The 26,475-nt window shown below is 52.3% G+C and carries 27 protein-coding genes; 19 read left to right on the forward strand and 8 right to left on the reverse strand.

All coding sequences use genetic code 11. The features are described 5' to 3' along the window. From ACR0J0_RS20970 to ACR0J0_RS21000, 7 genes are all read left to right on the forward strand, one after another. Positions 1-472: hypothetical protein (locus ACR0J0_RS20970; RefSeq protein WP_480665950.1), on the forward strand; the 472-nt coding region annotated here is incomplete at its 5' end. A 55-nt stretch (positions 473-527) separates the two neighbouring features. Then, a complete protein-coding gene (locus ACR0J0_RS20975) occupies positions 528-1,142 on the forward strand; it encodes a hypothetical protein (RefSeq protein WP_170408626.1) in 615 nt (204 codons plus the stop codon). A 52-nt stretch (positions 1,143-1,194) separates the two neighbouring features. Further along, positions 1,195-1,500, forward strand: coding sequence for a hypothetical protein (locus tag ACR0J0_RS20980; protein ID WP_170418736.1), 306 nt, complete (start codon positions 1,195-1,197; stop codon positions 1,498-1,500). A 42-nt stretch (positions 1,501-1,542) separates the two neighbouring features. After that, the gene (locus ACR0J0_RS20985; RefSeq protein ID WP_157054209.1) at positions 1,543-1,716 is read left to right on the forward strand and encodes a hypothetical protein; all 174 of its coding nucleotides are present in this window, start codon (positions 1,543-1,545) and stop codon (positions 1,714-1,716) included. Positions 1,717-1,836: 120 nt separating this feature from the next. Further along, a complete protein-coding gene (locus tag ACR0J0_RS20990; protein WP_170418739.1) occupies positions 1,837-2,481 on the forward strand; it encodes a protein-tyrosine phosphatase family protein in 645 nt (214 codons plus the stop codon). A gap of 19 nt (positions 2,482-2,500) precedes the next feature. Continuing rightward, positions 2,501-3,934, forward strand: coding sequence for a hypothetical protein (locus tag ACR0J0_RS20995; RefSeq protein WP_480665951.1), 1,434 nt, complete (start codon positions 2,501-2,503; stop codon positions 3,932-3,934). Further along, positions 3,924-4,865 (forward strand): metallophosphoesterase family protein, encoded by a 942-nt coding sequence (locus ACR0J0_RS21000; protein WP_480665952.1) that lies wholly within the window; start codon positions 3,924-3,926, stop codon positions 4,863-4,865. Before ACR0J0_RS20995 ends, ACR0J0_RS21000 begins: the two co-directional genes overlap by 11 nt. Here ACR0J0_RS21000 and ACR0J0_RS21005 read toward each other — a convergent pair whose 3' ends face one another. Continuing rightward, on the reverse strand, positions 4,866-5,624 hold the full coding sequence (locus tag ACR0J0_RS21005) for a DUF4956 domain-containing protein (protein WP_117870884.1): 759 nt from the start codon (positions 5,622-5,624) through the stop codon (positions 4,866-4,868). Between the two features lie 182 nt (positions 5,625-5,806). Here ACR0J0_RS21005 and ACR0J0_RS21010 point away from each other — a divergent pair, with 182 nt between their 5' ends. Continuing rightward, a complete protein-coding gene (locus tag ACR0J0_RS21010) occupies positions 5,807-6,730 on the forward strand; it encodes an SdiA-regulated domain-containing protein (protein ID WP_170617079.1) in 924 nt (307 codons plus the stop codon). A gap of 94 nt (positions 6,731-6,824) precedes the next feature. On the opposite strand, the gene ACR0J0_RS21015 is transcribed toward ACR0J0_RS21010, so the two are convergent. Together ACR0J0_RS21015 and ACR0J0_RS21020 are read right to left on the reverse strand one after the other, a co-directional pair. Then, positions 6,825-8,903 carry an autotransporter family protein gene (locus ACR0J0_RS21015; RefSeq protein WP_480665953.1) on the reverse strand — a complete coding sequence of 693 codons (2,079 nt, stop codon included), beginning with the start codon at positions 8,901-8,903 and terminating at the stop codon, positions 6,825-6,827. A 1,007-nt stretch (positions 8,904-9,910) separates the two neighbouring features. Continuing rightward, positions 9,911-10,108 (reverse strand): DUF3955 domain-containing protein, encoded by a 198-nt coding sequence (locus ACR0J0_RS21020; RefSeq protein WP_170617081.1) that lies wholly within the window; start codon positions 10,106-10,108, stop codon positions 9,911-9,913. A 123-nt stretch (positions 10,109-10,231) separates the two neighbouring features. Here ACR0J0_RS21020 and ACR0J0_RS21025 point away from each other — a divergent pair, with 123 nt between their 5' ends. The 3 genes from ACR0J0_RS21025 to ACR0J0_RS21035 all read left to right on the forward strand — a co-directional run bounded on the left by ACR0J0_RS21025 (position 10,232) and on the right by ACR0J0_RS21035 (position 13,937). Beyond that, positions 10,232-11,008 carry a 2-keto-4-pentenoate hydratase gene (locus ACR0J0_RS21025; protein ID WP_480665954.1) on the forward strand — a complete coding sequence of 259 codons (777 nt, stop codon included), beginning with the start codon at positions 10,232-10,234 and terminating at the stop codon, positions 11,006-11,008. A gap of 129 nt (positions 11,009-11,137) precedes the next feature. Further along, a complete protein-coding gene (locus ACR0J0_RS21030; RefSeq protein ID WP_480665955.1) occupies positions 11,138-12,310 on the forward strand; it encodes a DUF2779 domain-containing protein in 1,173 nt (390 codons plus the stop codon). Positions 12,311-12,585: 275 nt separating this feature from the next. Continuing rightward, positions 12,586-13,937, forward strand: a protein-coding gene (locus ACR0J0_RS21035) for an IS3 family transposase (RefSeq protein ID WP_480665956.1) whose coding sequence is annotated in 2 segments (ribosomal slippage) — positions 12,586-12,922 and positions 12,922-13,937 — 1,353 coding nt in all. Because the reading frame shifts where the segments join, the coding sequence is not laid out codon by codon here. A 246-nt stretch (positions 13,938-14,183) separates the two neighbouring features. On the opposite strand, the gene ACR0J0_RS21040 is transcribed toward ACR0J0_RS21035, so the two are convergent. After that, positions 14,184-15,491 (reverse strand): tetratricopeptide repeat protein, encoded by a 1,308-nt coding sequence (locus ACR0J0_RS21040; RefSeq protein ID WP_170798960.1) that lies wholly within the window; start codon positions 15,489-15,491, stop codon positions 14,184-14,186. Positions 15,492-15,660: 169 nt separating this feature from the next. On the opposite strand from ACR0J0_RS21040, the gene ACR0J0_RS21045 reads away from it, so the two are divergent. From ACR0J0_RS21045 to ACR0J0_RS21060, 4 genes are all read left to right on the forward strand, one after another. Then, complete coding sequence (locus ACR0J0_RS21045) at positions 15,661-15,903, forward strand: hypothetical protein (protein WP_029622278.1); 243 nt, start codon at positions 15,661-15,663, stop codon at positions 15,901-15,903. Between the two features lie 33 nt (positions 15,904-15,936). Then, on the forward strand, positions 15,937-17,565 hold the full coding sequence (locus tag ACR0J0_RS21050) for a sulfatase-like hydrolase/transferase (RefSeq protein WP_480665957.1): 1,629 nt from the start codon (positions 15,937-15,939) through the stop codon (positions 17,563-17,565). A gap of 67 nt (positions 17,566-17,632) precedes the next feature. After that, the gene (locus ACR0J0_RS21055; protein WP_170757215.1) at positions 17,633-18,379 is read left to right on the forward strand and encodes a hypothetical protein; all 747 of its coding nucleotides are present in this window, start codon (positions 17,633-17,635) and stop codon (positions 18,377-18,379) included. Between the two features lie 198 nt (positions 18,380-18,577). After that, positions 18,578-19,222 carry a hypothetical protein gene (locus tag ACR0J0_RS21060; RefSeq protein WP_170798961.1) on the forward strand — a complete coding sequence of 215 codons (645 nt, stop codon included), beginning with the start codon at positions 18,578-18,580 and terminating at the stop codon, positions 19,220-19,222. Between the two features lie 301 nt (positions 19,223-19,523). Here ACR0J0_RS21060 and ACR0J0_RS21065 read toward each other — a convergent pair whose 3' ends face one another. Further along, positions 19,524-19,940 (reverse strand): MerR family transcriptional regulator, encoded by a 417-nt coding sequence (locus tag ACR0J0_RS21065; protein WP_170520077.1) that lies wholly within the window; start codon positions 19,938-19,940, stop codon positions 19,524-19,526. A gap of 74 nt (positions 19,941-20,014) precedes the next feature. Here ACR0J0_RS21065 and ACR0J0_RS21070 point away from each other — a divergent pair, with 74 nt between their 5' ends. Then, complete coding sequence (locus ACR0J0_RS21070; RefSeq protein WP_480665958.1) at positions 20,015-20,659, forward strand: cation diffusion facilitator family transporter; 645 nt, start codon at positions 20,015-20,017, stop codon at positions 20,657-20,659. Between the two features lie 237 nt (positions 20,660-20,896). Here ACR0J0_RS21070 and ACR0J0_RS21075 read toward each other — a convergent pair whose 3' ends face one another. Further along, a complete protein-coding gene (locus ACR0J0_RS21075; RefSeq protein WP_480665959.1) occupies positions 20,897-21,742 on the reverse strand; it encodes a 2-keto-4-pentenoate hydratase in 846 nt (281 codons plus the stop codon). A gap of 140 nt (positions 21,743-21,882) precedes the next feature. After that, positions 21,883-22,503, reverse strand: coding sequence for a cysteine hydrolase family protein (locus ACR0J0_RS21080; RefSeq protein WP_480665960.1), 621 nt, complete (start codon positions 22,501-22,503; stop codon positions 21,883-21,885). 285 nt (positions 22,504-22,788) lie between these two features. Here ACR0J0_RS21080 and ACR0J0_RS21085 point away from each other — a divergent pair, with 285 nt between their 5' ends. Next, the gene (locus tag ACR0J0_RS21085; protein WP_480665961.1) at positions 22,789-23,274 is read left to right on the forward strand and encodes a GNAT family N-acetyltransferase; all 486 of its coding nucleotides are present in this window, start codon (positions 22,789-22,791) and stop codon (positions 23,272-23,274) included. A 600-nt stretch (positions 23,275-23,874) separates the two neighbouring features. Here ACR0J0_RS21085 and ACR0J0_RS21090 read toward each other — a convergent pair. Continuing rightward, a complete protein-coding gene (locus ACR0J0_RS21090) occupies positions 23,875-25,443 on the reverse strand; it encodes a tannase/feruloyl esterase family alpha/beta hydrolase (RefSeq protein ID WP_480665962.1) in 1,569 nt (522 codons plus the stop codon). A gap of 118 nt (positions 25,444-25,561) precedes the next feature. Here ACR0J0_RS21090 and ACR0J0_RS21095 point away from each other — a divergent pair, with 118 nt between their 5' ends. Then, positions 25,562-25,993: an efflux RND transporter periplasmic adaptor subunit gene (locus ACR0J0_RS21095; RefSeq protein ID WP_480665963.1), complete on the forward strand. Its 432-nt coding sequence runs from the start codon at positions 25,562-25,564 to the stop codon at positions 25,991-25,993. Continuing rightward, positions 25,963-26,394 (forward strand): efflux RND transporter periplasmic adaptor subunit, encoded by a 432-nt coding sequence (locus ACR0J0_RS21100; protein ID WP_480665964.1) that lies wholly within the window; start codon positions 25,963-25,965, stop codon positions 26,392-26,394. Before ACR0J0_RS21095 ends, ACR0J0_RS21100 begins: the two co-directional genes overlap by 31 nt. Positions 26,395-26,475 lie beyond the last annotated feature (81 nt).

Consider the following 26,475-nt stretch of genomic DNA (forward strand, 5'->3'; position numbering starts at 1 on the left):
TGGGACTACCTTGGATACTTGTAACGGACTTGATCTCGGAGTCGGCCAAACCGTGGTTCGCGGCGATTGCACCGGTTCTCAACCTGTTAGCGCTGGTTTTGATTTGCAGATGGGCACGCAGATTGCGCCAGTAGTGGTGGCTGAACTCTTTCTCACCAAAAGGGAGGAAAACATGGGAAAAGTAATCTTGGGAATTGTGATCGGGCTCGTCCTCGGCGTGGTTGGGGCGATGACCTTGGGTGGCGGGGCCGCGGTGGGTGTCGGCGTTGCGACAGGCTTGTCCGCCGGTGTCTGCACCACATTGAAAGGAGCACAAGCTGAGAACCTTATCACCGCCGAGCAAGCGGATCAGATCCTCAACCGCGTAAATTCCGAAATGGCGTCACTGCAAGGAATTGAAACGACGGACGAGATCGTCGGCAGCGCGCAGGCATGCGATGAATTTCTGTCAAAGTTACGAGACGCGAAGTGAGGTTCCGCTTTGTACGGAACAAAACTCTAAGGATCAGCCAGCAAGGGACCATCTGATGAAATTCGCTGTACTCAAATTCCTCGCACCGATGTTCGCAATCGCAGGCACGGCTTCTTTTGCAATGTCTGAAGCAGACGACGCGTGTATCGATCATTTGCGACAGGTTGGAGGACCAGACGGTCAATCAGGTACGATTGAAAGCTCAGAGTTCTCAGAAGCGGGCACGCTCGTCATGCTACGAGACGCAGGCGGAACACTTTGGCGCTGCATCGCGTACAAGGATGGTAGCATCGGCGAGATGTCGGTTGTCGAAGCGATGGATGATGGCGGTGGAGCCATGGCAGGCGCCGCCGGGTCTACTGGTAGCCAACGTGTCAAATTCGATGCTGGTTCCACCGGCGCCGAACTCGTTGGTGAACTCGCGCCCGGAGCGTCACAGCAATATGTTCTCGGGGCAAAAAACGAACAGTTTCTTTACGTCCGCGTTGCTCCGCGAAATGGCTCCTTAGACTACGTTATTCGTAACCCCGATGGTTCTGAACTGTTGGGATTAATGTCGGCGGACAAGGAGTATCGAGGGCAGCTTTGGCAATCTGGTGATCATGTTGTGGAGGTTATCAATCGCAGCAACTCTTCCGTCGGCTACAACGTAATTTTCGGAATTGAATAGGTGATCGACCAGAAGCCCTTGAACACGTTCCCAAAACAGCCAGGAAAAACACATGAGAACCAATGTCCTAATGGTGATCGGCGCGGTATGTATTTCTGCACTTGCAGCATGCGAAGAGAGTGGCGGATCGGTGGATGCAAGTGCACCAACTGTGGGCAGCTCTAGCGATCTTTCGCCATTTGAAGGGGCAAGAGCGGGCCAAGCTGAAATGGGCATCCAAAGTCTCGGATTTGAACTCATCCGAAGCGAAGGGCTGACCTCGTACTGGTTTAACAAGGATACAGGTGCATGTGCTCAGATCACGACGTCTGAGGGAAGGTACTCAGATGTAGCTATGCTGCCATCAGGTGACTGCTGACAAATTTCCATCAATCCCAAATCCAAGAGAAGGAGCCCAAACTTGCAATTCGACCTGGCACACGCGGCGGTCATCGTTGTCGCCTTAATCATCACTAACCTGGCATTGAAATCGGCTGGCGTGATCAACGAAGAAAACAAGCACCAATGGAACTGGAAAGTTGTTCTAGCCTACTTCGTAGTCGTCGTTATCATCAATCTCGTGTGGCCCATCTAAAGTTTCACAGCGGAAAGCTATTTGCCCACTTGATATGGTTGTCATGAACTAGCCTTTCCGAGAGACTATCAGGTCGCAAGAGTTTGAGCATTAAAGGTTCAAGAATATAAAGGATTTGGCATGCGGTTTTTGGCGTCCCTCATATTCATTGGTGTTCTCGCAACCGCTGCGAATTCTGACGTGACCAGTCGAAATGGCGGTCCAAGCAACAGTCAAATGCTTTCAAAGGGTGGTGACGGAGGCATTGATGGTGTCGCTTTCTTTCGCCCAGTCTTAAGCGGAGTGTTGTATCGATCCGGTTTCAAGGGCGGCGACAAGGATCGAACTGGCCTAAGTGAAGGTCAACGCGAAACTCTGTGCGGCGAAGGGTTTTCAACCGGGTTTTATGCCGACTTCGGCAAAAACACTGAATACGGTCGCACCAGCTGCGGAAACGGATCCTTTGACTATCAGAGCGCCAGATCCTCTCGACCCGATGCTGTCATGGCGTCCATACACGAGGTGATTAAAAACCCTGGAAAGGGCCCTGTTCTGGTGCACTGCATGTGGGGCGTTCATTCCTCAGGTGCATTGTCGGCGATGGCGCTCGTTCAGTTTTGCGGTTGGACAGAAGAAAGGGCCAAGGAATATTGGAATGATGCCCGAAACGGAGCCCCTTGTTCAGGCGGGTGCGACCAGTGGATTGACTCAAAATTTTCCAACTTCAGTGTCGACCCAAAATTGAAGATCTCCAACGAGCAACAGGCAGCGATTTGCCCCAAATGATATTGGGAGGACTATCAAAATGAAGTTCAATCTTCTGGGGTCATTTGCTTTAATTGCACCCACTGTCTTGTGGGCGAACGACGATGTTCTCGGTGAAGCCACGACATTTGATAGTCCCAACGGCGTTACTGAACGCTGTATTCGGATCGAAAAAGTTCCAACGGGCGAGTATAAGAAAAGCGATCTTGAGGAAGAAACGGCCTATTGCGAGATTGATTTCTATGCCTCCGAAATTGCTATTTGCCCAAAAACCTGGAGCACCAGCCCGGGAATGGCAGTCTACGATATTTCGGAAGGACCTTACGTGGGGAACCGTTCTGAATTCGAGAGAAACGCTTGCAAAGAGGGGAAGGCGGCAAAAGATCTGGCTAAGGACAGGGTGGCTAAATTCAAGTCCACCATGAACCAAAAAGGCACCAGTGGAACCTTTTCCACGTCTTCACTGCTTTACTATCATTTCTCCAGATATTTCGACGCGACTGTAAAAGTTCCAGTCGCCGTTTGGCGTAGCATGGACGCCCAGGCGCATTTTTCCGAGGTCGCCGAGCCTGGCCTTGCGATTTCTGGTGGCTCTCATGGCGGGCGCATGAACCACGAAGGCTGGCGGGTCTTCGCAGCTGCGGATGCTGACCCGAACTCATACCAGCCAACCGACGATCTGTTCACCGCAGATCGAACGCAAATATTCGGTGTGCTGCTTGATAGCCCTGGGCATCGATACGGCTCGGAAATCAACGGCACCCGTAAATCTGGTTGGGGAAAAGGTCAGAACCGCGATTTTCAGGAAACTCCTGCTTTCTTGGCTTTGCGTTCTTCAAAACCCTTGCCAGAGGCCATTGTAGAGGGCGTCGGAGAAGGTCGAAGAGACCGGATGATCAACAAGGATCTCGGTCCCGATGTCAGCGACCAACAGATGGCATTTTGGATGCAAGAACTTACCGAGATTGTACTCCTCGATTTCATCTTTAGCCAGCAGGACCGCGTAGGAAACATAGACTTCACACCCTATTGGTATTGGGTCGAAGACGGAAAGCTGAAGCATAAGAAAGCCAAGCACCATGAGCCAAACGATGGAGACGTTCCCGCCGACGCGTTATTGATCCGTCGCAGCAATCTAAACGACAACGATGCTGGCGGGCGTGTCGAGTATGCCAACTTCGCGAAATCCACTCAAATGCTGGAGAAAATGCGGCACTTCTCTCCAAGCGTGTATCGGCGCTTGGTCGCTTTGAATAGTGATCTTCAATCTCAAGGTCCCGTCTACGGCTGGCTATCGCAAAGCCTTGGGTTGTCAGATAGGCAGATTGCACAAGTTGTAAAAAACACCGAGCTGGCAACGTCCATTCTCCAGGACAATTGTTCTAATGGTGATTTGATGTTCGACTTGGATCCTGTCGCATTCTTTTTGAGAAACAACACCGAGGTAGAGACAGTGGATTGTAATGACCCGTAGGCTTTCTACGCTTTTCGCGGCGTTCATTTGGACCACTCTGATCGCCTGCAAAGCGGCGGCATTGGATGTTATCGTCATATCGGATCTGAACGGCAGCTATGGTTCGGTGAAATACGATGCCCGCGTCGACAAGGCGATTAAGCGGATAGTCGAGATTGATCCCGATTTGGTGATTTCGACGGGCGATATGGTCGCGGGACAGCGCATTCCCAACTTGTCCGACAAACAGGTGAGGGAGATGTGGAAGGCGTTTCACGAGGCGGTATCAGATCCCTTAGAGGCTGCCGGCATTCCATTTGCGGCCACGCCTGGAAACCATGATGCCTCCGCCTACCGTGGGTTCGAGCGTGAAAGAAAAATATACGCAGAGGAATGGACTCCGAGAAAACCAGACGTTGATTTCCTGGTTTCAGATGACTACCCGTTCTTCTACGCATTTGAGATGCAGGGCATTACGTTTGCGTCTCTGGATGCAACGACCCTGGGCCCGCTATCCGGTGATCAGCAGGACCGGCTACAGGAACTGGGTGCAGACGGGGACCCGATTGTCACTTTCAGTCACCTCCCACTTTGGCCCTTCGCGATCCAGCGCGAGCGCGAAATCATCGGTGATCCGACACTTGAAAAAATCTATTTGGAAAGCGGTGTCGTTCTGCATCTGTCAGGCCACCATCATGCCTTCTATCCCGGTTGGAAAGACGGTGTAGCTTACGTCTCCCAAGCTTGTTTGGGAGGTGGTCCGCGGCGGCTTATTGGCGATAGCGCCAGATCACCTCACAGCTTCACTCATGTTACGTTCCAGCCGAACGGAGAGTTTGGGATAGCAGTATATCGAGGACCCGATTTCGAAAGGTCGGTAAACTTTAAGTCGCTTCCGAAAGAGATCAGATCCCCGAACGCGGTGTTGAAACGTTTGGACCTTGTTAAATGACTAAAGGTTGAGTTTCAGTTCGACTTTTTCTGGGACCAGATCGTTTACCATCTCTTCGATCCGGGCTTCTGAAAGCCCTCCCGAGGTGATGAAAAGCAATGAGACGCGAGACTTTCCGGGGACGTGGTGTTTTCTGACCAGCTTCCAGCCAGCGTCTGCGGCCATAGCTTCAATGGCGCCGCTGACGTTCAATGAGTGTTCTTCGTCTGAAGCTTTGAGCGAAATTTCTACACCCTTGTTTCGTCCACCGAGCCAAATGAAACACCAACATACAACCGCCACCAGTGTGGCCATCAGCGGCAAGCCCAAACCGACCGCAAGACCAAGAACGGTCACGATTATCATTTCGACAGTGTCCACCGGATCATCGAGATTGGAGCGGAACCTGAGCAACGCGCCGATGCCAAAGATAACGAAACCGATCATTGAACCGTGCTGAACTACCAGAAAACCAACCGCCATACCGATAAGCGCATACAGGAAGAAAAGCCTTGGCATAACTATGTCGCGGACGCTTCTACGGGCTTTACGTCTCACCGGATGATAGACGATCAAGCCAGCCAGAATGATCGTGACGATCACATCGAGCGTGAAGAAATACAGTTCCTGTTTGCCACGAAACTGCGTCCACCGGCGTTCGATAACGATTTCCGACCCCGAAGCCCCGGCCAGCATCGTCGCAGGATCGACTTGTGACACCGCAGCACCTGGCAACAGCAACATCAACAACACGGTCACAAATGTGAGGGTCGTATTCAACTTGTCTTCCTTCCTGCTCACGCCAAAGGCTTACGCTTAACCAAAGGCACATCATGCCCTATTCAATTCAATCGCAACAGGCGGGATCAGGTAAAGAGATTACAGTGCATTCTTCGGACATCGTATCCGGACTGTGATACGAACGCTGATACAGGGATGTGGTCCAAACGCGAGAGAATCCAATGACAGAACACAAGCTGCTTCGGTCGAAACTTGGGTTTTCACGGTGCTTCCCCAAGCTTGGAACACTAGCTTCTTATGCAAGCACGACTGTTACATTTCTGGCATGGATCGAGCTCGCCCACGCCGAGAGTCCCGGTTTGACTCTCATCGACTCCTTCAAGGTGGCGGATAAATCGGAAGGCTTCTCGGAGCCTTCCGGATTGTCTCTGTCCAACGCGGAAGGCTTCTTATGGTCAGTAAGCGACGCTGAACCTAAACTGCACCTACTTGGAATCGACGGGGCATTAGGAAACTCATTCAAGCTGCCTTCATTGGCGGGATCAGATCTGGAGGGCGTCGCATCACGAAAAGATGGGTCTGTTTTAGTACTTCAGGAAACTGATCGATCAATTCTAGTCGTTCACCCGACTGACCCCATTCAACTAACTACAATCCCTCTCACATCTCTCAAAGGCTACTCGGACGCCGCTGAATTGCTCGTCGGTAACCCTTTGAACAAGGGACCTGAGGGCATCGCCGTCGACCCGGAATCCGGGCGGGTCTTCATTGGCATTGAGGGACAACCAAGGTTGTTAATGGTCGTATCACCAGAGCTAGATGAAATTGTTGAGATGATTCCTTTAGCCCGCGATGCAGGTTTTATCTCCGAGCGTGTAGATGATGATGAACTGGATTTGAGCGGCCTAGCATGGTCCCCGTCCTCACGTTCTCTTTGGATTGTAAGTGACAAAGGCCGTCAAATCTTCGTCTACAATCCAGAGTCCAAGTCCATAAAGTCTATCAGTTTGACGTTCACAGAAGATGGCAAACAAAAGGAAGTTAAACATCCCGAAGGGATCGCTCTCGATGAGACCAGAGGGCTTCTCTATATTCTGACAGACGATGCCAAGAAATCGCGGCTTTATGTTTTTAATATTCCCTAATTTTGATCGCTAGAGAATGACGCTCACACCGCCATGTTAGCTTCCGCAAGTTGTTGCAGCTAGCTTACCATTCCTCTTCTTTGGTCCGACCTAATCAGAACCGAACGCTTAAGTTTGCACCGAGACCATGCTCTTGGCCGTTGGAACGAACTGAGTAACCATACCCTGCCGTCAGTCTGGCCAGATCAGAAATCTGATACCCTAGCCCCAGACCAAGAACGAAACCATTTGCTCCTCGGTTTTGTCCGACTTGTGTGAACGTGCCAAATATCGGGCTCGTTACAGTGATTTCGTGCTCACTATCCTTGTTGGCAAAGAAGTCATACTCATAACGAGCAAAGGCAACTGGGGTTAGCACACCATTCTCTGTCAAGAAGTCCCGTTGGTAGTCAACTCCAATGGAAGCGACCAGAGACTCTGCATCCGCTTTTTCAATTGAGTAGTTGAAGTCACCACCGCCGGTCTCTGTGCCTGAACCTTGTTGAATACGCCCGTAGTTCAATCCAAAAACCGTAGAAACCCTTGCACCGCTGTCCAGGTTAAACAACTTCCGTGCCTGGATACCGGCGTGGATCCCCTCTTGGTCCAAATCCGATTTAGCCTCGCCTCCCGTAAAGCCATCAACAGAAGGGTTATTTCGCTTGGCATCAGTTTCACCGAACATGTAACCGATCAGTCCGGAGAACTCCCAAGTTCCGGTTGTTGTACGCCCATAGACGCCCACATGATAGCTGTCGGTCGAAAAGTCCTGATCGACTTGATCGTGTTCATCCATGGAGGATGTCCCAAAACCTGCGTACACGCCGACCACACCTCTATCGGTGCTTGCGACATCCGCTCCGACCAAAATGGTGCCCAGCGAATAGTCGAATGTCCCAAGGCCATTGCTTCCATCAACGTCCCCGCTCACATAGGCCGTGTCGATCCACCAGCGCCGATCAGAGCAGTCTATTGCGCCGCTCGGGCTCTGGGCCGAGTCGATGTCGCCTGCTGCAACGGGCTGATCCGCATTGCTGAAGCCAACTGCTTGATACTTGCGGCAGTCAGCGTGGCTCAGCACGGTGTTGGTTATCAGGTCAAGTTGCTCAAGCCCAACGGTCAAATTGGAGGAATAGGGTTCTGCGTGCACACGATTAAACCCAGCCAAACCTGAATTGGTAAGCGTGTTAACGGTATTGCCCAAGGTTGAGCCATTGGTCAGATTAGTTCCAGGTGACGTGTTTGTGGTGTTGGCCACCGCACCAGCAAGGTTGCTTGCATTGGGAGATCCAACAACTGATGGATGTTGTGGTAAACTCGAGACGGGGAGGGTCGAAAACGCAATATCAATTCTACCGTCCGCGGTTGGCGTGTTTGAGATACTCGGACTGGATAGGGCGGGCAGAGATCCTCCGGCAACAAGAGTTGGGGAGTTTCCATCGAAACTCGAGGCTTGAAAAACCGTGTAGTCGTTGCCAGCAGCATAGTCCTGCGCAGTCAGGCCGGGACGAGCGGCTTCGACTTGTATGGTGGCGCGGTTAATCCCTGTCACGGGCCCGCTGGATGACACCAAGTCGGCTTTCTGACCGGCCGTCGGATCGACTTCGCTTAAAAGTCTTGACCCAGCTTCAAAGGCGATTCCGCCACTATTGTTAAGCGTACCAATTGAAAAGCCCGGCGAAAGCACCCCTCCGTTCTTAACTGTGAAGTTGAATGCGTTCACGGTTCCCGTTCCGGCCAGCGTGCCAAAATTCTCAAAATTTACGGTGTTCAAACTGCTTGTGGTATCGAGGCGAACAGTCGTGCCTGCGGCTATCGCCATATCACTGGTTGAGGAAATCGAACTATTCGTCAGTGTGAAATCGGAAGCCTCAGCAATCCGGGTCTGGATATAGTACGCCCCGAAAACCACTTCGGTGGCTCCCATAACGGTAAGGTTGTCATAGGTTAGCGGGCGGTCGGACTGGAAGTAGACTTCAGTGGGGTCGATATTCGCGCCGTTGAAGGGAGCGAACGTCATTGATCTGCCGGAACCAATCGAAGTTCCAATGAGGTTCACTCTGAGCTTCCCGTTGATGTTTGTTGCCAACGCTTCCCGGGAGACAAAGTCTCCGCTACCCGCCGCGACATCGACATTCAAAAGTGTTAAAACTGAAGCATTGCTTGGAACGGTATTTTGGCCCGGAACATACAACTCAATTTCACCTGAGGACGTAATTGAGGAGTTTCCAATTGTAAGTCCTGTAATGGGTCCGTTTGGGATCGGGAGACACGTGCGTTCCGTCGTTGAGATTGTTTGATTAACGCGAGTGCTTTCAGATCCAGAAGCATACTCTATTCGAGGAGACCCCAATTCTACGCAGGCCTGTGAGCTTTGGGCTTGTACTTTGGTTGGCGACATCAAATAAGCTAAAATTACGAATGCGATATTCGCCAGAGTGATGAGCTGAGCAATTCGACTTAGTGGGAACGGCCTATTGTTTGTCACCAACTTTCTCCTCTCGCAGCACAAGCGAAGCTACCTTAACTTAGGACTTGATAAACAAAGTTTATCCTTTTGGATTTTTTGTTGTGGCATATGAGCAAACTCACAACACGGGAAGGTCTGCCCAATGCAGACCTGCTCGTGCAATTACTGCGAGGCAAGACAAGCCGGGTTTTGCATTCCGACCATACGCACCTTTGCGTAGAAGCCGTGGCAAAAGGTCAAGCCTTGAAACGATTTTCCCGAGCTTGACGGGCGCTGAACAGCGCCATTGAGTATAGGCATGGATCATTGGATTTCGGAGTCGATAGCTAAGATCAATGCAGATGCTCACCGCTCTGCCGATACGCACCTTTTCAAGCTAGTAGGCCAAAACTTCTGGACCGAGATTGATCTTATCGAGGGCGCGTCCCTTATTCAGAAACTCGACGAAACCAATTTGAATTTTGAGTTTCAGAGTTTGCCAATTTTCGACAAGATCTGAAAGCTGGTTGACTGAAACCAAGAGAATGAAACAATAAACTGAGCAATGACACGGAGTACGAAGATACTGTTGGCGCTCACCGTATTGACGGTCGGGTTATGCATGTTCCTAGCGGGACGTGCGGTCGAACGTTACCAATATGAGGAGGCCTGCCTAGACTTGGGCGGAGGTCGCCATCCTGGAGATTACCCGATTTGCGTTTTGGAACAGCGTTCTAACTGACGGACGCGTCTCAGTCACGCGGTGATTGGAACAACGAAACTACGAGCACAACGACGCCAATTGCTGCGAGAATGAAAGTCAGCGGCAAAAAGAAGCTTTCTTGCAGAACGCCGTCTGGGTCGACACCGCCATAAAACAGGTGCTCTGAAAGCCCACTTAGTGCTGCAAGGAAAAGGATGACGATACCAAAAAGGCGAAGTTTGGTCATGTCAGGTCTCCAAGGGAATGGGCCAATAGTTAGCATCGTTTTTCATACCTGTGAATTGAGGAGCCTAGTTCTTCAATACCTTGATTGCATCGCAATCCAGCCGTAGGCGCGTATAATGCGAATATGACAAGAGATATTGAAGCTAACGCTAAGACAATCGCTGATGCCCTGACCTCTGCCCAGCAGATACCTAAACTGTCTTCAGAGGCAGGACAGCTATCGCTGGATGACGCATATTCGATTGCTAGTCGTGTCCGCGAGATTTTGGGCAAAGAAAGAGTTGGCAGAAAAGTCGGCTTCACGAACCGCACGATTTGGCCTGTTTATGGTGTGGATCAACCCATTTGGGGAGAGGTTCACGCAGATGGGCTGTTTTCCACTGATCAGTCGGTAAACTTGGCAAGGTATTCAGAACCGAGAATCGAGCCAGAAATCGTACTGGGCCTTAAACATGCACCAACAGCTGAAATGAACAATGAACAGCTGGCAGGTTGCGTGGAGTGGGTTGCCCCGGGATTTGAAATTGTTCAATCGATTTATCCCAACTGGAAATTCTCGGTCGAAGACTCAATCGCAGCACAAGGATTGCACGGCTGCCTTGTTCTTGGCGACAAAATCGAGGCGACACATGATGTCTTGACCGGCTTGGCCGAAGTGCCACTAGCATTGTTCAAGGGCACCGAGGCTATCGAGTCCGGCAAGGGTGAAAACGCGCTCGGTGGCCCAATTGAAGTCCTGGCTCATCTTGTTTCTCTGCTCTCAGACGCCGACCAGCTTCAAGGAGGCGAGCTAGTCACAACTGGTACTTTGACAGACGCATGGCCAGTGTTTCCGGGCGAACAATGGTCAGCGGGCTTTGGTGGTGTCATGGACACCGAGCTGTCGGTGCGATTTACATGAGGCTGTAATAGAGTTGTGACGCCTACTTCACCAAAGAAAAGTTACTCTCAATAGCTGGGCGCGATAGTCTTCCACTGATTTCATCAATTCTGGAATACAAATTATACGATGCTATCCAAATCAGATTACATGATGTTTCTCAGGCACCCCGCCTGGCTATGGATCAAGAAACACGCCAGGCATCTGCTGCCGCCGATTGACCCTTCATTGCAAGCGCGTTTTGACGAGGGGCACGCGTTTGAGCCATATGCTGAGGAGCTATTTGGTGATCTCATTCGCCTCGGTTTTTCAGATTTCTCAGAATACCAGGCTCTGCCCGCGCGTACTTTGGAGGCTTGGAGAAACGGTGCAAACGCAGTGGCGCAGGGACGCTATGAAGATGGAACCATAACTTGCATCTCCGACATCGTGAGCCGCAGTGGCGATGGGTACGTTCTGACAGAGATCAAGAGCGGGACATCTGCAAAGCCCGAACACACTTTTGATCTCGCATTCCAGCGTGTCGTGCTTGAGGCAGCGGGGTTCCCCATTGCGCGCTGCGAAGTGGCACATGTGAACCGTGATTACGTCAGAAACGGCGAAATCAATCCGCAAGAGCTTGTCAGCATCACTGACATCACGGATGCGGTGACTGAGCAGCTCGAAAAAACACGCACGCGTATTGATCAGGCATTGAGCGTCGTTGCCAGCGATACGATGCCTGATCCGTCCCCCGAACGTGCGCGCCTTAAATCCTATGGTGAATGGCTGGAGATCCGCGAAAAACTCGACCCACCTCTCGCGCATGACAGTATCCACCGCCTTCCGTTCATGAATGCGGAAAAAGCCTCGGAACTCATCGCAAATGGGATCACAAAGATTGACGAGATCAGTGATCCATCTGTGTTAGGCAAGTCGACGCAACGCTACTTGAGAGCTACGGCGAATGGTGGGCGCACAATCGATCATCAGGAGTTGAGCAGGTTTTTGAGCGAGATTGTCTATCCGGTTTATTATTTTGACTACGAGACATCTCAGAGTTTGCTGCCACCCTGGGACGGAACGCGTCCCTATCAGCAAGTCGCTTTCCAGTATTCCTTGCATATCCAGCATGAGCCTGGCGGAGAAATTGAGCACAGGGAGTATCTCCACCGAGACGCCAGTAACCCAATGCCAGCCTTGCTGAAAAGGCTTCGTGAGGACATAGGAAACGTTGGCTCTGTAGTGGTTTGGTATGCTCCGTTCGAGAAATCGCGCAATACGGAAATGGCGGAAACTTATCCAGAGCATGCAGAGTTCCTGGAAGGCCTAAACCTAATGTAGGGACGCGCATAACACTGCATTCCTTCCCTTGATTTCATTCAGGAAATTCGTGTGTGCTCACCTATAATTTTGCGCGGTATTTGCGCATAAGATTGCACGAATTGCCCATAACTTTGCACTGTTGAAAGAGCTCGTTCAATTTTTGGTAGTTGTCGTGCAAACCAGTCAACTAAAAGGGATATTTCTCAATTGTCTGACGTCAGCACCAATGGGACAGTTTAGGTCGATTTGATAAGAGAGGGTTTCTGGCTCATCGTAACCGCCAAGGAGTGGAGATGAGAAAGAACCCCGGAACCAAGCGGAGCCACGGTGAGAAGGTCGTAAAGGACATCCGTCGTGCAACACGCAAACAGTACTCATCCGAAGAGAAGATCCGGATCGTGCTGGATGGCCTCAAGGGCGAGGACAGCATTGCAGAGCTGTGTCGCCGCGAGGGCATAGCGCAGAGCTTGTATTACAGCTGGTCGAAGGAGTTTCTGGAAGCTGGGAAGAAACGCCTTGCTGGCGACACGGCTCGTGCGGCGACCTCGACGGAGGTCAAGGATCTGCGCCGTGAGGCTCGCGACCTGAAGGAGGTGGTTGCCGAACAGGCTCTTGAACTGCGGCTGCTCAAAAAAAGCATGATCGGGGATGGGGGCGACGACGAATGAGGTATCCCGCATCTGAGAAGCTGGAGTTCATCCGCCTCGTCGAAGGATCGCATCTTCCGACCAGGCGTACGCTGGACAAACTCGGCATCCCCAGAACCACTTTCTATCGCTGGTATGACCGATATCTGGCTGGCGGACCCGAGGCGCTTGAGGATCGCAGCCCCAAGCCATCACGGGTCTGGAACCGCATTCCGCAGCCGATGCGTGAGAAGATCAAGGACCTGGCTCTGAAGGAAAGCGATCTGTCGCCGCGTGAGTTGGCCGTGCAGTTCACCGACACAGAAAAGTACTTTGTCTCAGAGGCTTCGGTCTATCGCATCCTCAAATCCTACGACCTCATCACCAGCCCGGCCTATGTGGTTCTATCGGCGGCCGACGAGTTCCACGACAAAACCTCTCGGCCAAACCAGCTTTGGCAGACCGACTTTACCTATCTGAAGGTGATTGGCTGGGGCTGGTTCTACCTGTCGACCATCCTCGATGATTACAGCCGCTATATCATCGCTTGGAAGCTTTGCACGACGATGAAGTCGGGCGATGTGACCGACACGCTAAACCTGGCGCTGCAAGCCTCAGGTTGTGATCGGGCGACGGTTCTGCACAAACCACGGCTGCTCAGCGACAACGGGTCCAGTTACATCTCCAGCGAGTTGGCCGATTGGCTAGAGGATCGGCAGATGGATCATGTCCGGGGTGCCCCATATCACCCGCAAACTCAGGGGAAGATCGAGCGATGGCACCAGACCTTGAAGAACCGCATCTTGCTGGAAAACTACTACCTGCCCGGTAATCTCAGACAACAGATCGATGCCTTTGTCGATCATTACAACCACCGGCGCTATCACGAGAGCCTGCAAAACCTAACTCCGGCCGATGTCTACTTCGGGCGCGGCCAGGCCATTCTGAAACAACGAGAGAGGATCAAACGAAAGACCTTCGAAACCCGGCGCTTGCTTCACCGCAAATCCGCCGCATAATCACAACAACCAGATGAGCCAGACCCTCTCTTAGCTCACGCCGCCATCTGTCCCAAAATCCCTGACGACGGACAGTCCGAACTGCCGGATTTGTGACGCTCGAATTTCAATGTCCGTTTTGGGCTGTCTGCGGCCCTTTGGAGCAATAATGCCAATGGCGGCAAAGTCCGCAAATTAGACGTTCAAGCAAGTTGTAGCGAACGACCGCATTGCGAGAAATAGCGGCCGCAATTCGAATTCAAACTCCTAACTTGGTGGCTTCCAATTGGCCTGTCTCATTGCGTTACCAAGGTCTTCCCCGTATTGCGGATTTGCAAAAAGCTTCTCAAACAGCGCACCCACGCGACTGTCAGGCCACTCGCGTGACAGTTGTTCAGATAGAGTCTGAGCTTCAGCCTTATTCCCCAACATCTGATGTGACGCCATTAGGTAAGCAACGGTTACAGGTCCGACAGGGCCGCCTTTTTCCGTTACTCGTTCAAAGGCTGACACAGCGCCTTCATAGTCCTTCATATGGAACTTTGCTGACCCCATCGCGTTCTGAAACACATAACCCCGCTCTAGTTTGATTTTTGAAAGTGCGTCCTCGCTAATTTCTACGACTTGTTCAAATGAACCGGAATAGAGAAGAACCAGCGAGACGAACTCCAAAACATGTACGTCGTGCGGTGCCAAACGCCGTGCTCTTTGCGCAAATTCTATGGCCTCAGGCCAGTTTCCCTTGGCAAACTTGACCCAGGCCATTGCGGACTGACTCCACCCCGTTTCCGGGGCCAACTCGATGGCCCTGTTTGCCTGAGCGTCGGCGTAGTTCAACATTTCCTTAGCTAGGTCGGCATCTGATGTAAGCACAGCAATTGTCGCAGCGACCTGCGCAGCGCCTGCATGACCGCCGAAGTAGCTTTCGTCGTTTTCAATTGCCCCCTTGAATATGGTTAAGGCCGCGTCAAGACGCGCAGGTTCCAAGGCCGGAAAGATTAGATCACGACCAGTATTGGCCAGATTTACAGCCTGAAGGCGCATAGGGGATGCATCAAATATGGCGCTGCGCTCGTCACGACTCAGTCCGTCGGCTGGCGAACCGACTGGATCCGCCAGTTTTTTCGATAGCACCACAACAGCAACGACAAAACAGGCTAGAACGAAGAGGCCGGCAACTCCAACGAACGGGCGACGCCAAGTGTTTGCTCTGATTTCCGACCCAGCCGGAGGAGGCTGAAACGTCTCGGGCGACCTGACCAGAATCTCAGGTGCATAGCCGCCCTTTGGCAGGTCGAATATCGTGCCTTCTTCGAGACCGTCTTTGGCATAGTATTCGGCAAGCTTGCGACGCAGTCGACCAGCATCGACCCGAACCACGTTTTCACGGCGCGACATCTCTGACGGGGTCCCACCATAAACATCCATGGCGATGGTCTTGGCACGAATATCATCGGCCCGACCGTTGAGCGATTCTTCGACCACATACACCAAAAAGTCCTGCAATCGCTGCGAACCCGCGAAGGTCGAAGATTTGACAAGCCGCTGAAGTGCCGCCCGAACATCTTTGGGCACAGGTGACCCGCCCTCATTCAGTGCAGTAGATGTGTCTTTGGTTAAATCCATATTTTCAGTAAGTTACGCATTAGATTACACCGTATTATGCCCCGATAAACCTTTTGTGAGAAGTGAATTCGGCGAAAACTCAGGGCAGTCTGCTGATCCATCGAATGAGTCATCGCAATTGGAACGTTACGCCTTTGATACCCTGTTTCCCGATCACCAAACCGCAATTGCGGATTTACGGCGCGCGGATACGGAATTCGATGAGATCTGCCGCGACTATCAGCTTCTATGTGACGAGTTTCTGTCAATGAACTCGGAGCCGGGAAGCCACTCGTACCAATTCGCCTGCGATATCCGCGATACCCTGGATGGTCTTCGGGATGAAATCCTCCAATCGCTGCGGCGCGCAGGAAAGATGTAATCCATAGGGGAAGGGATACCGATGAGATCATTATTGAAACATGCCTCAGCCATGGTGCTGATGGCTGGCGCGGGTTTTGCCCAGGATGCGCCCATCATCCATGATGGAGAGTTTGAGTTCTTGCGCGCACAGTTTGGAGAGCAATGGGATGCGCAGGACACCGAGATTGAGGCGAAACTTGCCGAGATCCGCGACGCCAATGGCGGCCAGCCGCCCAATATCCTGTATATCCTGATCGACGATGTCAGCTTCGGTCAAATGGGTAACCGGACGATGAACTACGTCACCGGTTTCGATACGCCCAACATCAACGACTTTGCCACCGAAGGTATGTCCTTGATGAGGATGTATACTGAGCCATCCTGCACACCGACACGAACGGCCATGTTGACCGGTCGTCATCCGGTGCGCGCCGGCGTTGAAGAGGTCAAAGTTGCGCTGGTTGGCGAAGGTCTTGCAGCTGAAGAAGTCACGATTGCCGAGATCCTGAAGGAAGAAGGATACAACACTGCGCATGTTGGGAAATGGCACCAGGGCGATATTGAGCAGGCCTATCCGCACAACCAAGGGTTTGATTGGGCCGCATTCCCCTTGCATCAGCAGGTTCAACTCAGCCTGATGACCCGGGATGCTATGGTTGCCAACAACATGCTTGGCTTCCATCCATCCGGTCAGTCCAACCAATTCCAGCTGGATGAGCGATTCAAGCCCTACGGTCTGGTAACCGGCGTTGAAGGGGAAGTAGGCGGCTTGGCTCGCGAAGTCGACATGGCGCCGGGCGAAGAATGGACACAGGCCAAATACGAAGAAATGAACCTGCGCTATCAGCGACAGGCACTGGAACAGCTAGACCGCCTCGCCTCGCAGGACGACCCATTCTTTATGCAATACTGGCCACTCTATCCGCTGAATTTTGCTTATCCGGATCAAGCCGTTTCCCGCAATGGTGGCTTTCATGCCGACAAGTTGCAGGTTCTGGACGGCTGGATCGGTGAGGTTCTGGCTAAGCTGGATGAAACTGGCAAGGCGAACAACACCGTCGTCATGATCATGGCTGACAATGGCTTGATGTATCACTACGAAGGAACGTCCGGTCTGAACCAGTTGATTTATCGCGGCGGCAAGACGCAGCACCTTGAAGGCGGTGTGCGAACTGACGCGTTCATCCGCTGGCCCGGCGCTATTGAGCCAGGTAGTGCAGCAGGTGACATCGTGCATGTATCTGACCTGTTCACCACCTTCGCGCGGATCGCAGGCGCAACTGACCGCATCCCGCGCGACCGCGTGATCGACGGCATTGACCAGACTGCGCTGCTACTTGAAGGTGAAGGCAACTCGCGTCGCGACTACGTCTATGTGTACGAAGGGCCCGTGTTGCGTTCAGTCGTGAAGCAAGAGTTCAAAATGCATTTGCCGGCCCCCGGTCAGCCCGGAGCTGCGGCCCCCGTGTTCAATGTCTATCGCGACCCACGTGAAGAACATCCGCTTGTCGGGTATTCATTATGGTCCGGTGCATCATTCCAAGACATGGTGAAGCGGCATGAGAAAACCATTGCAAAACACCCGCATCTGCCGCTGGGCAAGGGTGTGCCGTATGAAGGTATTGAGAACCTTCGTCCCGAAAGCGAGTTGACCCGAGAAGTCTTCTCCAGCTGGCAATGATGAAGGTAGACGGCGGCGAGAACCTGTCGCCGTCTAACCTGACCATCCAACTTCTCCCAGGTGTATGATGTTACGCAACTTCCATTGTCTTGTTCCTCTGATCTATGCACTGGTCGTGGTAGGCTCTGCTTCCGAAGCTGAGGAAAACGCGTCAAATCCATTGGCTGCGGTTAACAACACCGACATTCGATATCAGTACTTCGATTTGGCACGAGGTGCAGACCGTCAGGATGCCTTTGTCGATGGTGCATACATGTTACGCCCCGATCTAAAACTAAAATACGAGCTCCACTACAATTCAACGAATGCTACTGGCGAAAGGTTCAACGGGTTCGAAAAGACAAGCTTCAAGCTGATCTACTTTCCCTCACAGAAACCCTTGAATGACACCTGGAGCGTGAAGTCCGCACTTGGTTTGGAGTGGATCCTCGATTTTGGTGACCCTGACGAAGGCATCGGCACCGGGTCGGATCAGATAGCCCCATTTGGTGGGTTCGCATTTGCAAACACTAATACTGGGCTGACTCTGATCCCTCTGGTCCAGCACTTTGCTTCATATAACGGTTCGACCGACGTCAGCCAGACTGCGATGCGCCTTATTGCGCTTCAGCCATTTGGTGACGGGTATTGGGTCAAAGCAGATATCAAAGCTCCATACGATTGGGAAAATGATGCGTGGCCCGCGACCGCAGAATTCCAGATCGGTAAGAACCTCAGCCCTGGAATTGCCCTCTACGCAGATGTGTTGGTCGGTATTGGTGCTGACAGACCCTACGACCAAGGTGCCGGGATAGGTCTCAGATTCAACTACTAACCGCCGCCAATATGCAAGGAAACTCCGATGCTCCATCTCAGATTAATTAGCGCACTCGTATTTCTGTCCGTCGTATTATCTATGCCCGGGCATTCCCGCGCTCAGTCTCTACCTGCGCCAGGTCAAAACGAAACAGGCTGGCGGCATGAAGCCTCATTCTATCTGTTCACACCCCTAAGAACCACAGGTACGTCAACCGTGGCTGGACAATCCGCGGAATTGGATCTGGACCTTGGTGACGTCCTGGATGTGCTCGATTTCGCGGCAGCCGGCCGGTACGAGGCTTGGAACGGGGATCTTGGGATCATCGTTGATGCGAATTATGTGGGGATCGAACAGGATACCACATTGCCTGGCCCTCTCGGTGCCGGGATTAACGTCGACGTTCGTCAAAAATGGTTTGGTGTGCTGGGGGCTTACCGTGTTGCAAATGGCGTGTACGGTAGCAGGAGCCAGCGATATGCAATCGATCTCCAAGGCGGTCTGAGGTACAACTCCATTCGTCAGGAAATTGACCTAACTACCCCGGGACCGAGAAATCCACCTACATTGGGCGGAGATCAGGGCTGGATCGAACCAGTAGTCGGAATACGCGGAATGTGGCGGGTAAACCAGAAATGGACTGGGATTGCGTCTTTGGAACTTGGCGGGTTCGGTGCCGGTGGAAATGATCTCCAGGTTGGCGCAAACGTTGGTTTCGACTATCAGCCGTGGGAGAAAGCTGCGCTCACATTCGGATATCGTTACTTTAGCGTAGACTATAGTGACACTTTGAGTTCCGGTGAATTCGCCTATGATGTCGACCAGCATGGTCCATACATTGGAATCAAGTACTTTTTCTAACGAATGGGCGTGAAACAAGTTCCATAAGAAACGAACAGGGCCGGAAACTCGCGCTGCGTCAACTCTGTCGCTAGTCTGACCACGGCTCGGGGACATTTGCTTGATCGCACTAAGGTCGATCTACGCCGGCATCAAGTGCAACTGCAAAGCGCGGTTACCTCCAGCATTTGGTTAGCGAAAAAACTCGGTTTTGATTGTCTCCTCTGGGCTGCAAATAGTCCTTGATTGTTCAGCCTTCGATGGCGACTTTGTCCGCCAAGCGGCCGTTCAAAATCAGTGAAAAGATGTCTGCTTTTGTGGGTCAGTGATCTCGACCACAAAGGTCATGGTCTGCAAGCGAAGCCAGGACGTAACAGTCTTCTGCCACACCCCGTCCGTCACATCCCTGTGCGATACGCTTCAATTCATATTCGAGAGCTTTGAGGCGTTTGATCTTTGCGCGTACTTCGGACAACTGACCTTCTGCGATTTCGGTGGCCGCTTCGCACGACCGATCCGGATGGTTCTGTAACTCAATCAAAGAAGAAATTGCTTCGATGGAGAAGCCGAGATCACGCGCGTGCCGTATAAAGCTCAGGCGCTCCAAACCCTCATTTGTGTAGCGCCGCTGGTTGCCTGCCGTCCGTTCCGGTGCGGCCAGTAGACCCATTTCTTCGTAATAGCGGATGGTGGGCACTTTGACCTTCGTCCGCTTCGAAAGCTCGCCAATCGAGAACATGTGAAAAACCTCTTGAACCTCTAGTCACTAGAGACACTACATTGGATCTGACGCGATTCTGAAGAGGTTTTGAGATGGCAGGGTGCTGCGGCAACGAGGTGAAATTCGACGGAATGTCCAACGAATACAAACGTCGGCTTTGGATCGTCATCGCGTTGAATGCGACGATGTTCGTGGTCGAGATGACCGCGGGACACTACGCGAAGTCTCAGGCACTTCAGGCCGACGCGCTCGACTTCCTTGGTGACGCACTGACCTACGGCATTTCCCTCGCTGTGATCGGCGCGTCTATCCGCGCTCGAACGAATGCCGCCTTGGCAAAGGGGATCAGCCTCTTTTTTATGGGTGCGTGGGTGTTTGGGTCTACCGTCTACCGTGTTTTTCACGCGGGCGTTCCAGAGGCCGAAATTATGGGCATCATCGGCGCGTTGGCTCTCGCAACAAACCTTGCGAGCGTATTCTTGCTTGTTAGCTACAAGGACGGAGACGCCAACGTGCGATCAGTCTGGCTATGCTCGCGGAACGACGCCATCGGTAACGTAGCTGTGATGATTGCCGCGTTGGGCGTCTGGGGCACGGCAACAGGTTGGCCTGACCTAATAGTTGCTGCGATCATGGCAAGCCTGTTCTTGTCATCTTCGTACCAGATCATTCGTCAGGCTCTTGAGGAACGGCACGAGGAAGCAGCACACGAGCATAGAACAGCTCGGACAAGCTGACATTCGCTGCGGAGGGCAAACTACACAGGTATGGGCTCCACGCGGTCATTCGCTCAGTCGCGATGCATGTCCGCTTTCCGGACATTCGCCGCGACTGAGCGAACGACGACACCGAGCCTAAACCGGACCTGGTTAAATTGCGTCCCAGATTTGATGAAACCAGTGGAAGACCATCATGGTCAGCTATTGAGAGTAACTTTTCTTTGGTGCAGTCGGCGTCACCACTCTACCAAGGCCTCATGTAAATCGTACTGATAGCTCGGTGTCCATCACGCCACCAAAACCAGCTGACCATTCTTCACCCGGAGACACTGGCCATGCGTCTGTCAAAGTACCGGTTGTAACCAGCTCGCCTGCCTGAAGCTGGTCGGCTTGTGAGAGTAGAGACACAAGATGAGCCAGGACTTCAATTGGGCCTCCAAGCGCGTTTTCACCTTTGCCGGACTCGATGGCCTCGGCGCCCTTGAACAATGCTAGTGGCACTTCGGCTAAGCCGGTCAAGACATCATGCGTAGCCGCGATTTTGTCGCCAAGAACAAGGCAGCCGTGCAATCCTTGTGCTGCGATTGAGTCTTCGACCGAGAATTTCCAGTTGGGATAAATCGATTGAACAATTTCAAATCCCGGGGCCACCCATTCCACGCAACCTGCCAACTGCTCATTGTTCATTTCAGCTGTTGGTGCATGTTTAAGGCCCAGTACGATTTCTGGCTCGATTCTCGGTTCTGAATAACTTGCCAAGTTTACCGGCTGATCAGTCGAAAACAGCCCATCTGCGTGGACCTCTCCCCAAATGGGTTGATCCACACCGTAAACAGGCCAAATCGTGCGGTTCGTGAAGCCGACTTTTCGGCCGACTCTTTCTTTGCCCAGAATCTCGCGGACACGACTAGCAATCGAATATGCGTCATCCAGCGATAGCTGTTCTGCCTCTGAAGACAGTTTAGGTATCTGCCGGGCAGAGGTCAGGGCATCAGCAATTATCTGAGCGTTAGATTCAATATCTCTTGTCATATTCGCATTATACGCGCCGACGGCTGGATTGCGATGCAAGCGAGGTTTTGAAGGGCCATCGTCGCGCACTCAAAGGCTTGCACTGAAAGTGTCGGTATCTTCTGCTTCAAGTGGGCAAGTCCAAGGCGATCAAGCAACAAAAATCTCCACCCGTTTGTGCACCCTAAATAATTGTGCGCCCCAACTGCTACTAACAGTTCGATTGCAATTTAGAGCGAGGTGATCGCGTTGATCACTGCTTCTCGGCTCTGAACAGCGCCGGTTTGTAGATACTCCATAGCTTTGAGAGCAGCTTCATGGGCTTGGACAGATGACCCTCCAACGCAGTCCTCTACAACGCGGCAGAAGTAGTCTGATTGGTGGCCATCGACGAATGTGTAGTGCACACAAACATCCGTCAAACCGCCGCACAATAAAAGTGTGTCTACTTTTAAACCGCGCAGCAGGATTTCGAAATCGGTTCCAAAAAATGCAGAATACCGTCGCTTCGGTACGATGTAGTCACCTTTGCGATATCCCATCTCATCTTTTGCAACTTCCGTCCGTGGATCACCTTCGAGACAGTGTATGTCTTCGTCACCATCCAGTTCCCTGCCGAAGTCGATCTGATCGGGACGATGGACTTCCTGAACGAAGATGACGGGCACATTGTTGTCATGCGCAGCGTCAACCAAATCGCGCGCAGCAATCATGCGCTCTTTGTAGCCCGGCATGTTGTCGATGGAGCGTACTTCGCTGTCATCAATAAACGTGCTCTTTTGAATGTCGATTACGATTAGGGCAGGTCTACCCTCGATCAGTTTCCTGGCTTGTTTGGTTTTAGTTGCCATGTTCGACCTCTAATTTGCCAGGTCGTCCTGAAAAAAACGCCCTTGCTTGGCCGGGTCGTCCCAGCGGGCAGATCAAACTTGACTAAATGTGCAAGTGATTACGGTCAAGGGTGTGCTGCGTTGTTGTGGAATGAAAAGCATGTGTGCGCCTGGGGCAACATTGCCCGCAAAGCTGCCGCTAGATGTGAGCGCAGAGAGAGTCTGCGCCGCGCGCAGATTGAGCAATGGTGCGAGCAAGACCGACGGCGGCTATACAACTTGACCCATCGTTCATAGTGTAAATGCATGAACAGATTTCGAAATGCCCAAACCTATGATGCAATTCGATGCTTTGAGATCGAGACTGATGCCTATGAAGGCGACGAAGCGGCTACCCTCGAAAAGATAGCAAAGAGAATCGAGGTCTATCCCGATGGTTTCCTCATTCTTGAAATCGAAGGCGAGATTGTTGGCTTTGTGAATTGCGGATGTGCGTACAACGTTGAAATGTCTGACGAGGAATTCAAAGAACTTGTAGGGCATGACCCCGGCGCGCCAAATTTCGTTATTATGTCTGTCGTCGTGGATCCGGCGCATCAAGGAAAAGGCCTATCGCGGGCATTGATGACTGAATTCGTCGGCCGCATGAGAAAAATGGGCAAATCCGCGATCTACCTTATGTGCAAAGAGCATCACGTCCCGCTTTATCAGAGATTTGGGTACAACTATCTTCGTCCATCAACCTCTGATCATGGAGGAATGACTTGGCACGAAATGTCTATGGAAATATGAACCGTTGGTTGAGCCACGGTGAGTGGACATTCAAGGCCGACCAAGCCGCGCTACATTGAAAGGGATTTGCCGCGACCTCGCGATTGAGTTGTGTTGTTCGGTTTGGGTTGAATTATACCAGTCAGAATGCACTTTTGATTGAGTTTTGATGCGTTAAAGTTGATCGTATTACGCTACGACAATCGAATTTTGAACGTGTATAGTGAACCGTGCAAACTTATGGGCAAATCGTGCAAACTTATGCGCAAATGCTGCGCAAAATTATGGGCGAAGCCCCCCAGATTTTCTGAATAAAATCAGTGTTAGGAATGCAGCGTTATGCGCGCACCTACAGCTCTTTTGTAGGTGCGCCCTTAGCTTTGCATTTCGCCCAAAGATTTGCATTTTTGGCCCAAAACTCTGGGCGCATTAATCTTCAACTTTCTTAGTTCGAGGTTCTATATCTTCGGGTCTCATTCTTTGCTTGTTTAGCGCCATCGCCGTATTGCCGGGGAAGGTTTTCGGATGGCCGCGTCCAGCCCAAACCGGACATTCAAAACAAGACTGTGCAACTGCCGAGATACGGGACTAAGCCGACTTTCGGTGTTTACCTGTATCAACTCAGTTGCCTGCGTCACAGTTGAAACTCGCAGGGTCCCGGGGGTCGCCACGACCGTCATATTGGGCAACACTTGGATAGGCGCAAACGGGTCGGCCACCGGCTGGCTGAGCGCTGTCATCCAGCCAAAGGGCCGTAATGTGATCAGGCGCTTCTCCGGTTTCCGCCCACTTGTCGATCTCAACCAGAAAATTGACCCAGGAGGGCCCGGGACCGCCAAAGCAGTGCTCTACGCCGGGCATCATGAACAGGCGAATATCGTCGGCTGCACTTGGATCATGAGCCAGAACGTCTTCGTAATACCCGACCATTGCAAGGCCCGATTGCGCGTTGTCTGACCAACCGGAATACAGAAGCATCTTGCCACCACGAGCGCGGTAGGCGGACAAATCCGGGTTTGTCGCATTCAGAGTCTCCGCAGCCGCGGCAGAATCCTGTGCATAGGTGCCGAAATCGAAGTTCACATAGGTCCAATTGGGATCGTGATAGACGAAATTCTGCATAATGCCGTTGCCAAAGCTGAAAAAAGCGCTCGGCGATACAGGTTCTTCAAATCCACCTGATCCGACGCCCTCCTGGAAGCTCCCATCGTCGTCCTGATACTTCATGCCACCTGTCAACCAGCGGCTCCAACCTCCCTCGGCTGTTTCGCCGCCAAATGGGAAACCGTAATACATGCTGTCGCCATCGGAGTTCTTGGGGCCGTCATAGACCGCCTTGAACGCAGCAACTTCTCTGGCGCTCAGACAGTCTTCGGAATTGTCGCCTTCGCATTGCAGGCTGGCCACGTCAAACCCGCACTTCCGGGGGTCATTGAGGATGCCATCCTCGAGCCCATCCAGCCCATCGCAGACCGCCAGATATGAACTCTCGACCAGCGCCTGAGCTTCTGGCCCAATGACAGCCTCTTCGATATTGTTTGGGTCTGGGTACATCGCCTGGTTGATCTGAGTTGCCTGCACGGCAATTCCCGTCCAGTCAACCGCATAGGCGCCAGCCGCAACCGCGTCAAAATCTTCTGGGTAACGCATAGCGGACATTATTGCCTGTCCACCGCCCCGGGAGCACCCGGTAAAGTAGCTGCGAGCAATTGGTTTTTCATAAAAAGCCTTGGTCAGGGCCTTGGCTGTGACTGCTGTTCGATGAACTGCCAGATGTCCGAAATTGACCAGCGCCTCGAGGTCGTTGAGGGCCCAACTGGCGTCGGCTGGATGCCCCTGATGTCCTGTGTCAGTGCCGACAGTGGCGTAACCCAATTGAAGTGAGCCATCGATAAGGGAGGTATTCATCACGGAACCGACGAATCCGCCTCCACCGCCCATGACAAATTTGCCGTTCCAATTTTCCGGTAGCAGGAGTTCGAAATTGATCTTGCCACCAATCACACCGGAAACTTTGCAATGTGGCGCAGGAGCGGACACTTCTGTGACCGAAGCAATTGAAACATCGGGGAGCTCAGGCAGGGTCTGGTTCGCACATATTGGCCGGGCATGGGACGGGCATCCAATTGCCGACGCGCCCAATACAGCGCAAGCCACAAGTTGGTATGCTTTAGTAACCTTTGTGTTCATTACGCTTCCCCCTCAACGGAATAACGAGTTTTGCCCCAAAGCTTTTGGCTAACTTCCGATTTATGGTAGGTCATAGACTGGTTACCGGATACCCACCTTTGTCAGGAGACTTAGAATTTTGAACGCCCGTATTTTGCTCGCCTTATTTGTGATTTTCCCCGCGTCGGTTCTCGCTCAAAGCGTGGACAAACTTGGTGACAAGTTGGCCGACCTGCGATTTGAGGGGCGTATTGAAGCCAGCATGCGATCTCAGGTTGCCAATTCTGTGAATGGCTTTCTGACCGATATCCATTTCACAAAGGGAGACCGCGTCGAGGCTGGCCAATTGCTCTTCTCGTTGAGCAGTGTGGTATATGAACATCAGGTGAATGCCGCCCAGGCTCTCTTGGACAGGCGGCAGATTGAATTGGTCCAAGCCGAGGCAAATATCGAGCGTGTCAGTAGGCTCGAAGACAGGGGAACCGCGACGCAAGTGCAGCTGGAGGATGCGTCGGCGGGCTCGCGCTGGCAAAAGTCGCTTTGGACGAGGCGCGGATTGGGCTGGATCTGAGAAACCTCGAGTTGGCCAGCACAACGATTACCGCACCTATTGCGGGGTTCATCGACTCGCCGCGACTGAGCCGTGGTGCGTATCTCAAGACCGAGACTGGAAAGCCGCTGGCAGAAATTGTTCAGGTTGACCCGGCTCTGGTTTCGTTTGCGCAACCATATGACTCTTTGCTGGAGTTGCACCATGTCGCCCCGGAGCGCATCGAAGAGTATCTGGATCGTTTCGCTGTTCACGTGACGTTGCCGACAGGAGAACGCTATGAGCAGGTCGGAAGAATAGCCTTCACTGGAACAGAGTTGAATTCCGATGGCGGGTTGCAGGTCTGGGCGGAATTCCCGAATCCTGAGGTCATACTTATCCCGGGATTGCAGGTAAGTGTCAGCGTCGAGCTAAAAAAATAGATCGTGTATCGTTTCCCACTGTGGTTTTACCGACCAATTTTAATTCGAAACATCAGGAGATGCCGACCCTGCGTGGCTGAA

Source organism: Ruegeria sp. BF12 (genome assembly GCF_056538705.1).

What these genes read in the sequence shown, in the direction of transcription:
- ACR0J0_RS21085 (WP_480665961.1), top strand. Translation starts at nt 22,789, where the DNA reads ATGAACAGATTTCGAAATGCCCAAACCTATGATGCAATTCGATGCTTT.
- ACR0J0_RS20980 (WP_170418736.1), top strand. Translation starts at nt 1,195, where the DNA reads ATGAGAACCAATGTCCTAATGGTGATCGGCGCGGTATGTATTTCTGCA.
- ACR0J0_RS21080 (WP_480665960.1), bottom strand. Translation starts at nt 22,503, where the DNA reads ATGGCAACTAAAACCAAACAAGCCAGGAAACTGATCGAGGGTAGACCT.
- ACR0J0_RS21070 (WP_480665958.1), top strand. Translation starts at nt 20,015, where the DNA reads ATGGCAGGGTGCTGCGGCAACGAGGTGAAATTCGACGGAATGTCCAAC.
- ACR0J0_RS21030 (WP_480665955.1), top strand. Translation starts at nt 11,138, where the DNA reads ATGATGTTTCTCAGGCACCCCGCCTGGCTATGGATCAAGAAACACGCC.
- ACR0J0_RS21010 (WP_170617079.1), top strand. Translation starts at nt 5,807, where the DNA reads ATGACAGAACACAAGCTGCTTCGGTCGAAACTTGGGTTTTCACGGTGC.
- ACR0J0_RS20975 (WP_170408626.1), top strand. Translation starts at nt 528, where the DNA reads ATGAAATTCGCTGTACTCAAATTCCTCGCACCGATGTTCGCAATCGCA.
- ACR0J0_RS21020 (WP_170617081.1), bottom strand. Translation starts at nt 10,108, where the DNA reads ATGACCAAACTTCGCCTTTTTGGTATCGTCATCCTTTTCCTTGCAGCA.
- ACR0J0_RS20995 (WP_480665951.1), top strand. Translation starts at nt 2,501, where the DNA reads ATGAAGTTCAATCTTCTGGGGTCATTTGCTTTAATTGCACCCACTGTC.
- ACR0J0_RS21090 (WP_480665962.1), bottom strand. Translation starts at nt 25,443, where the DNA reads ATGAACACAAAGGTTACTAAAGCATACCAACTTGTGGCTTGCGCTGTA.
- ACR0J0_RS21065 (WP_170520077.1), bottom strand. Translation starts at nt 19,940, where the DNA reads ATGTTCTCGATTGGCGAGCTTTCGAAGCGGACGAAGGTCAAAGTGCCC.
- ACR0J0_RS20990 (WP_170418739.1), top strand. Translation starts at nt 1,837, where the DNA reads ATGCGGTTTTTGGCGTCCCTCATATTCATTGGTGTTCTCGCAACCGCT.
- ACR0J0_RS21055 (WP_170757215.1), top strand. Translation starts at nt 17,633, where the DNA reads ATGTTACGCAACTTCCATTGTCTTGTTCCTCTGATCTATGCACTGGTC.
- ACR0J0_RS21000 (WP_480665952.1), top strand. Translation starts at nt 3,924, where the DNA reads ATGACCCGTAGGCTTTCTACGCTTTTCGCGGCGTTCATTTGGACCACT.
- ACR0J0_RS21025 (WP_480665954.1), top strand. Translation starts at nt 10,232, where the DNA reads ATGACAAGAGATATTGAAGCTAACGCTAAGACAATCGCTGATGCCCTG.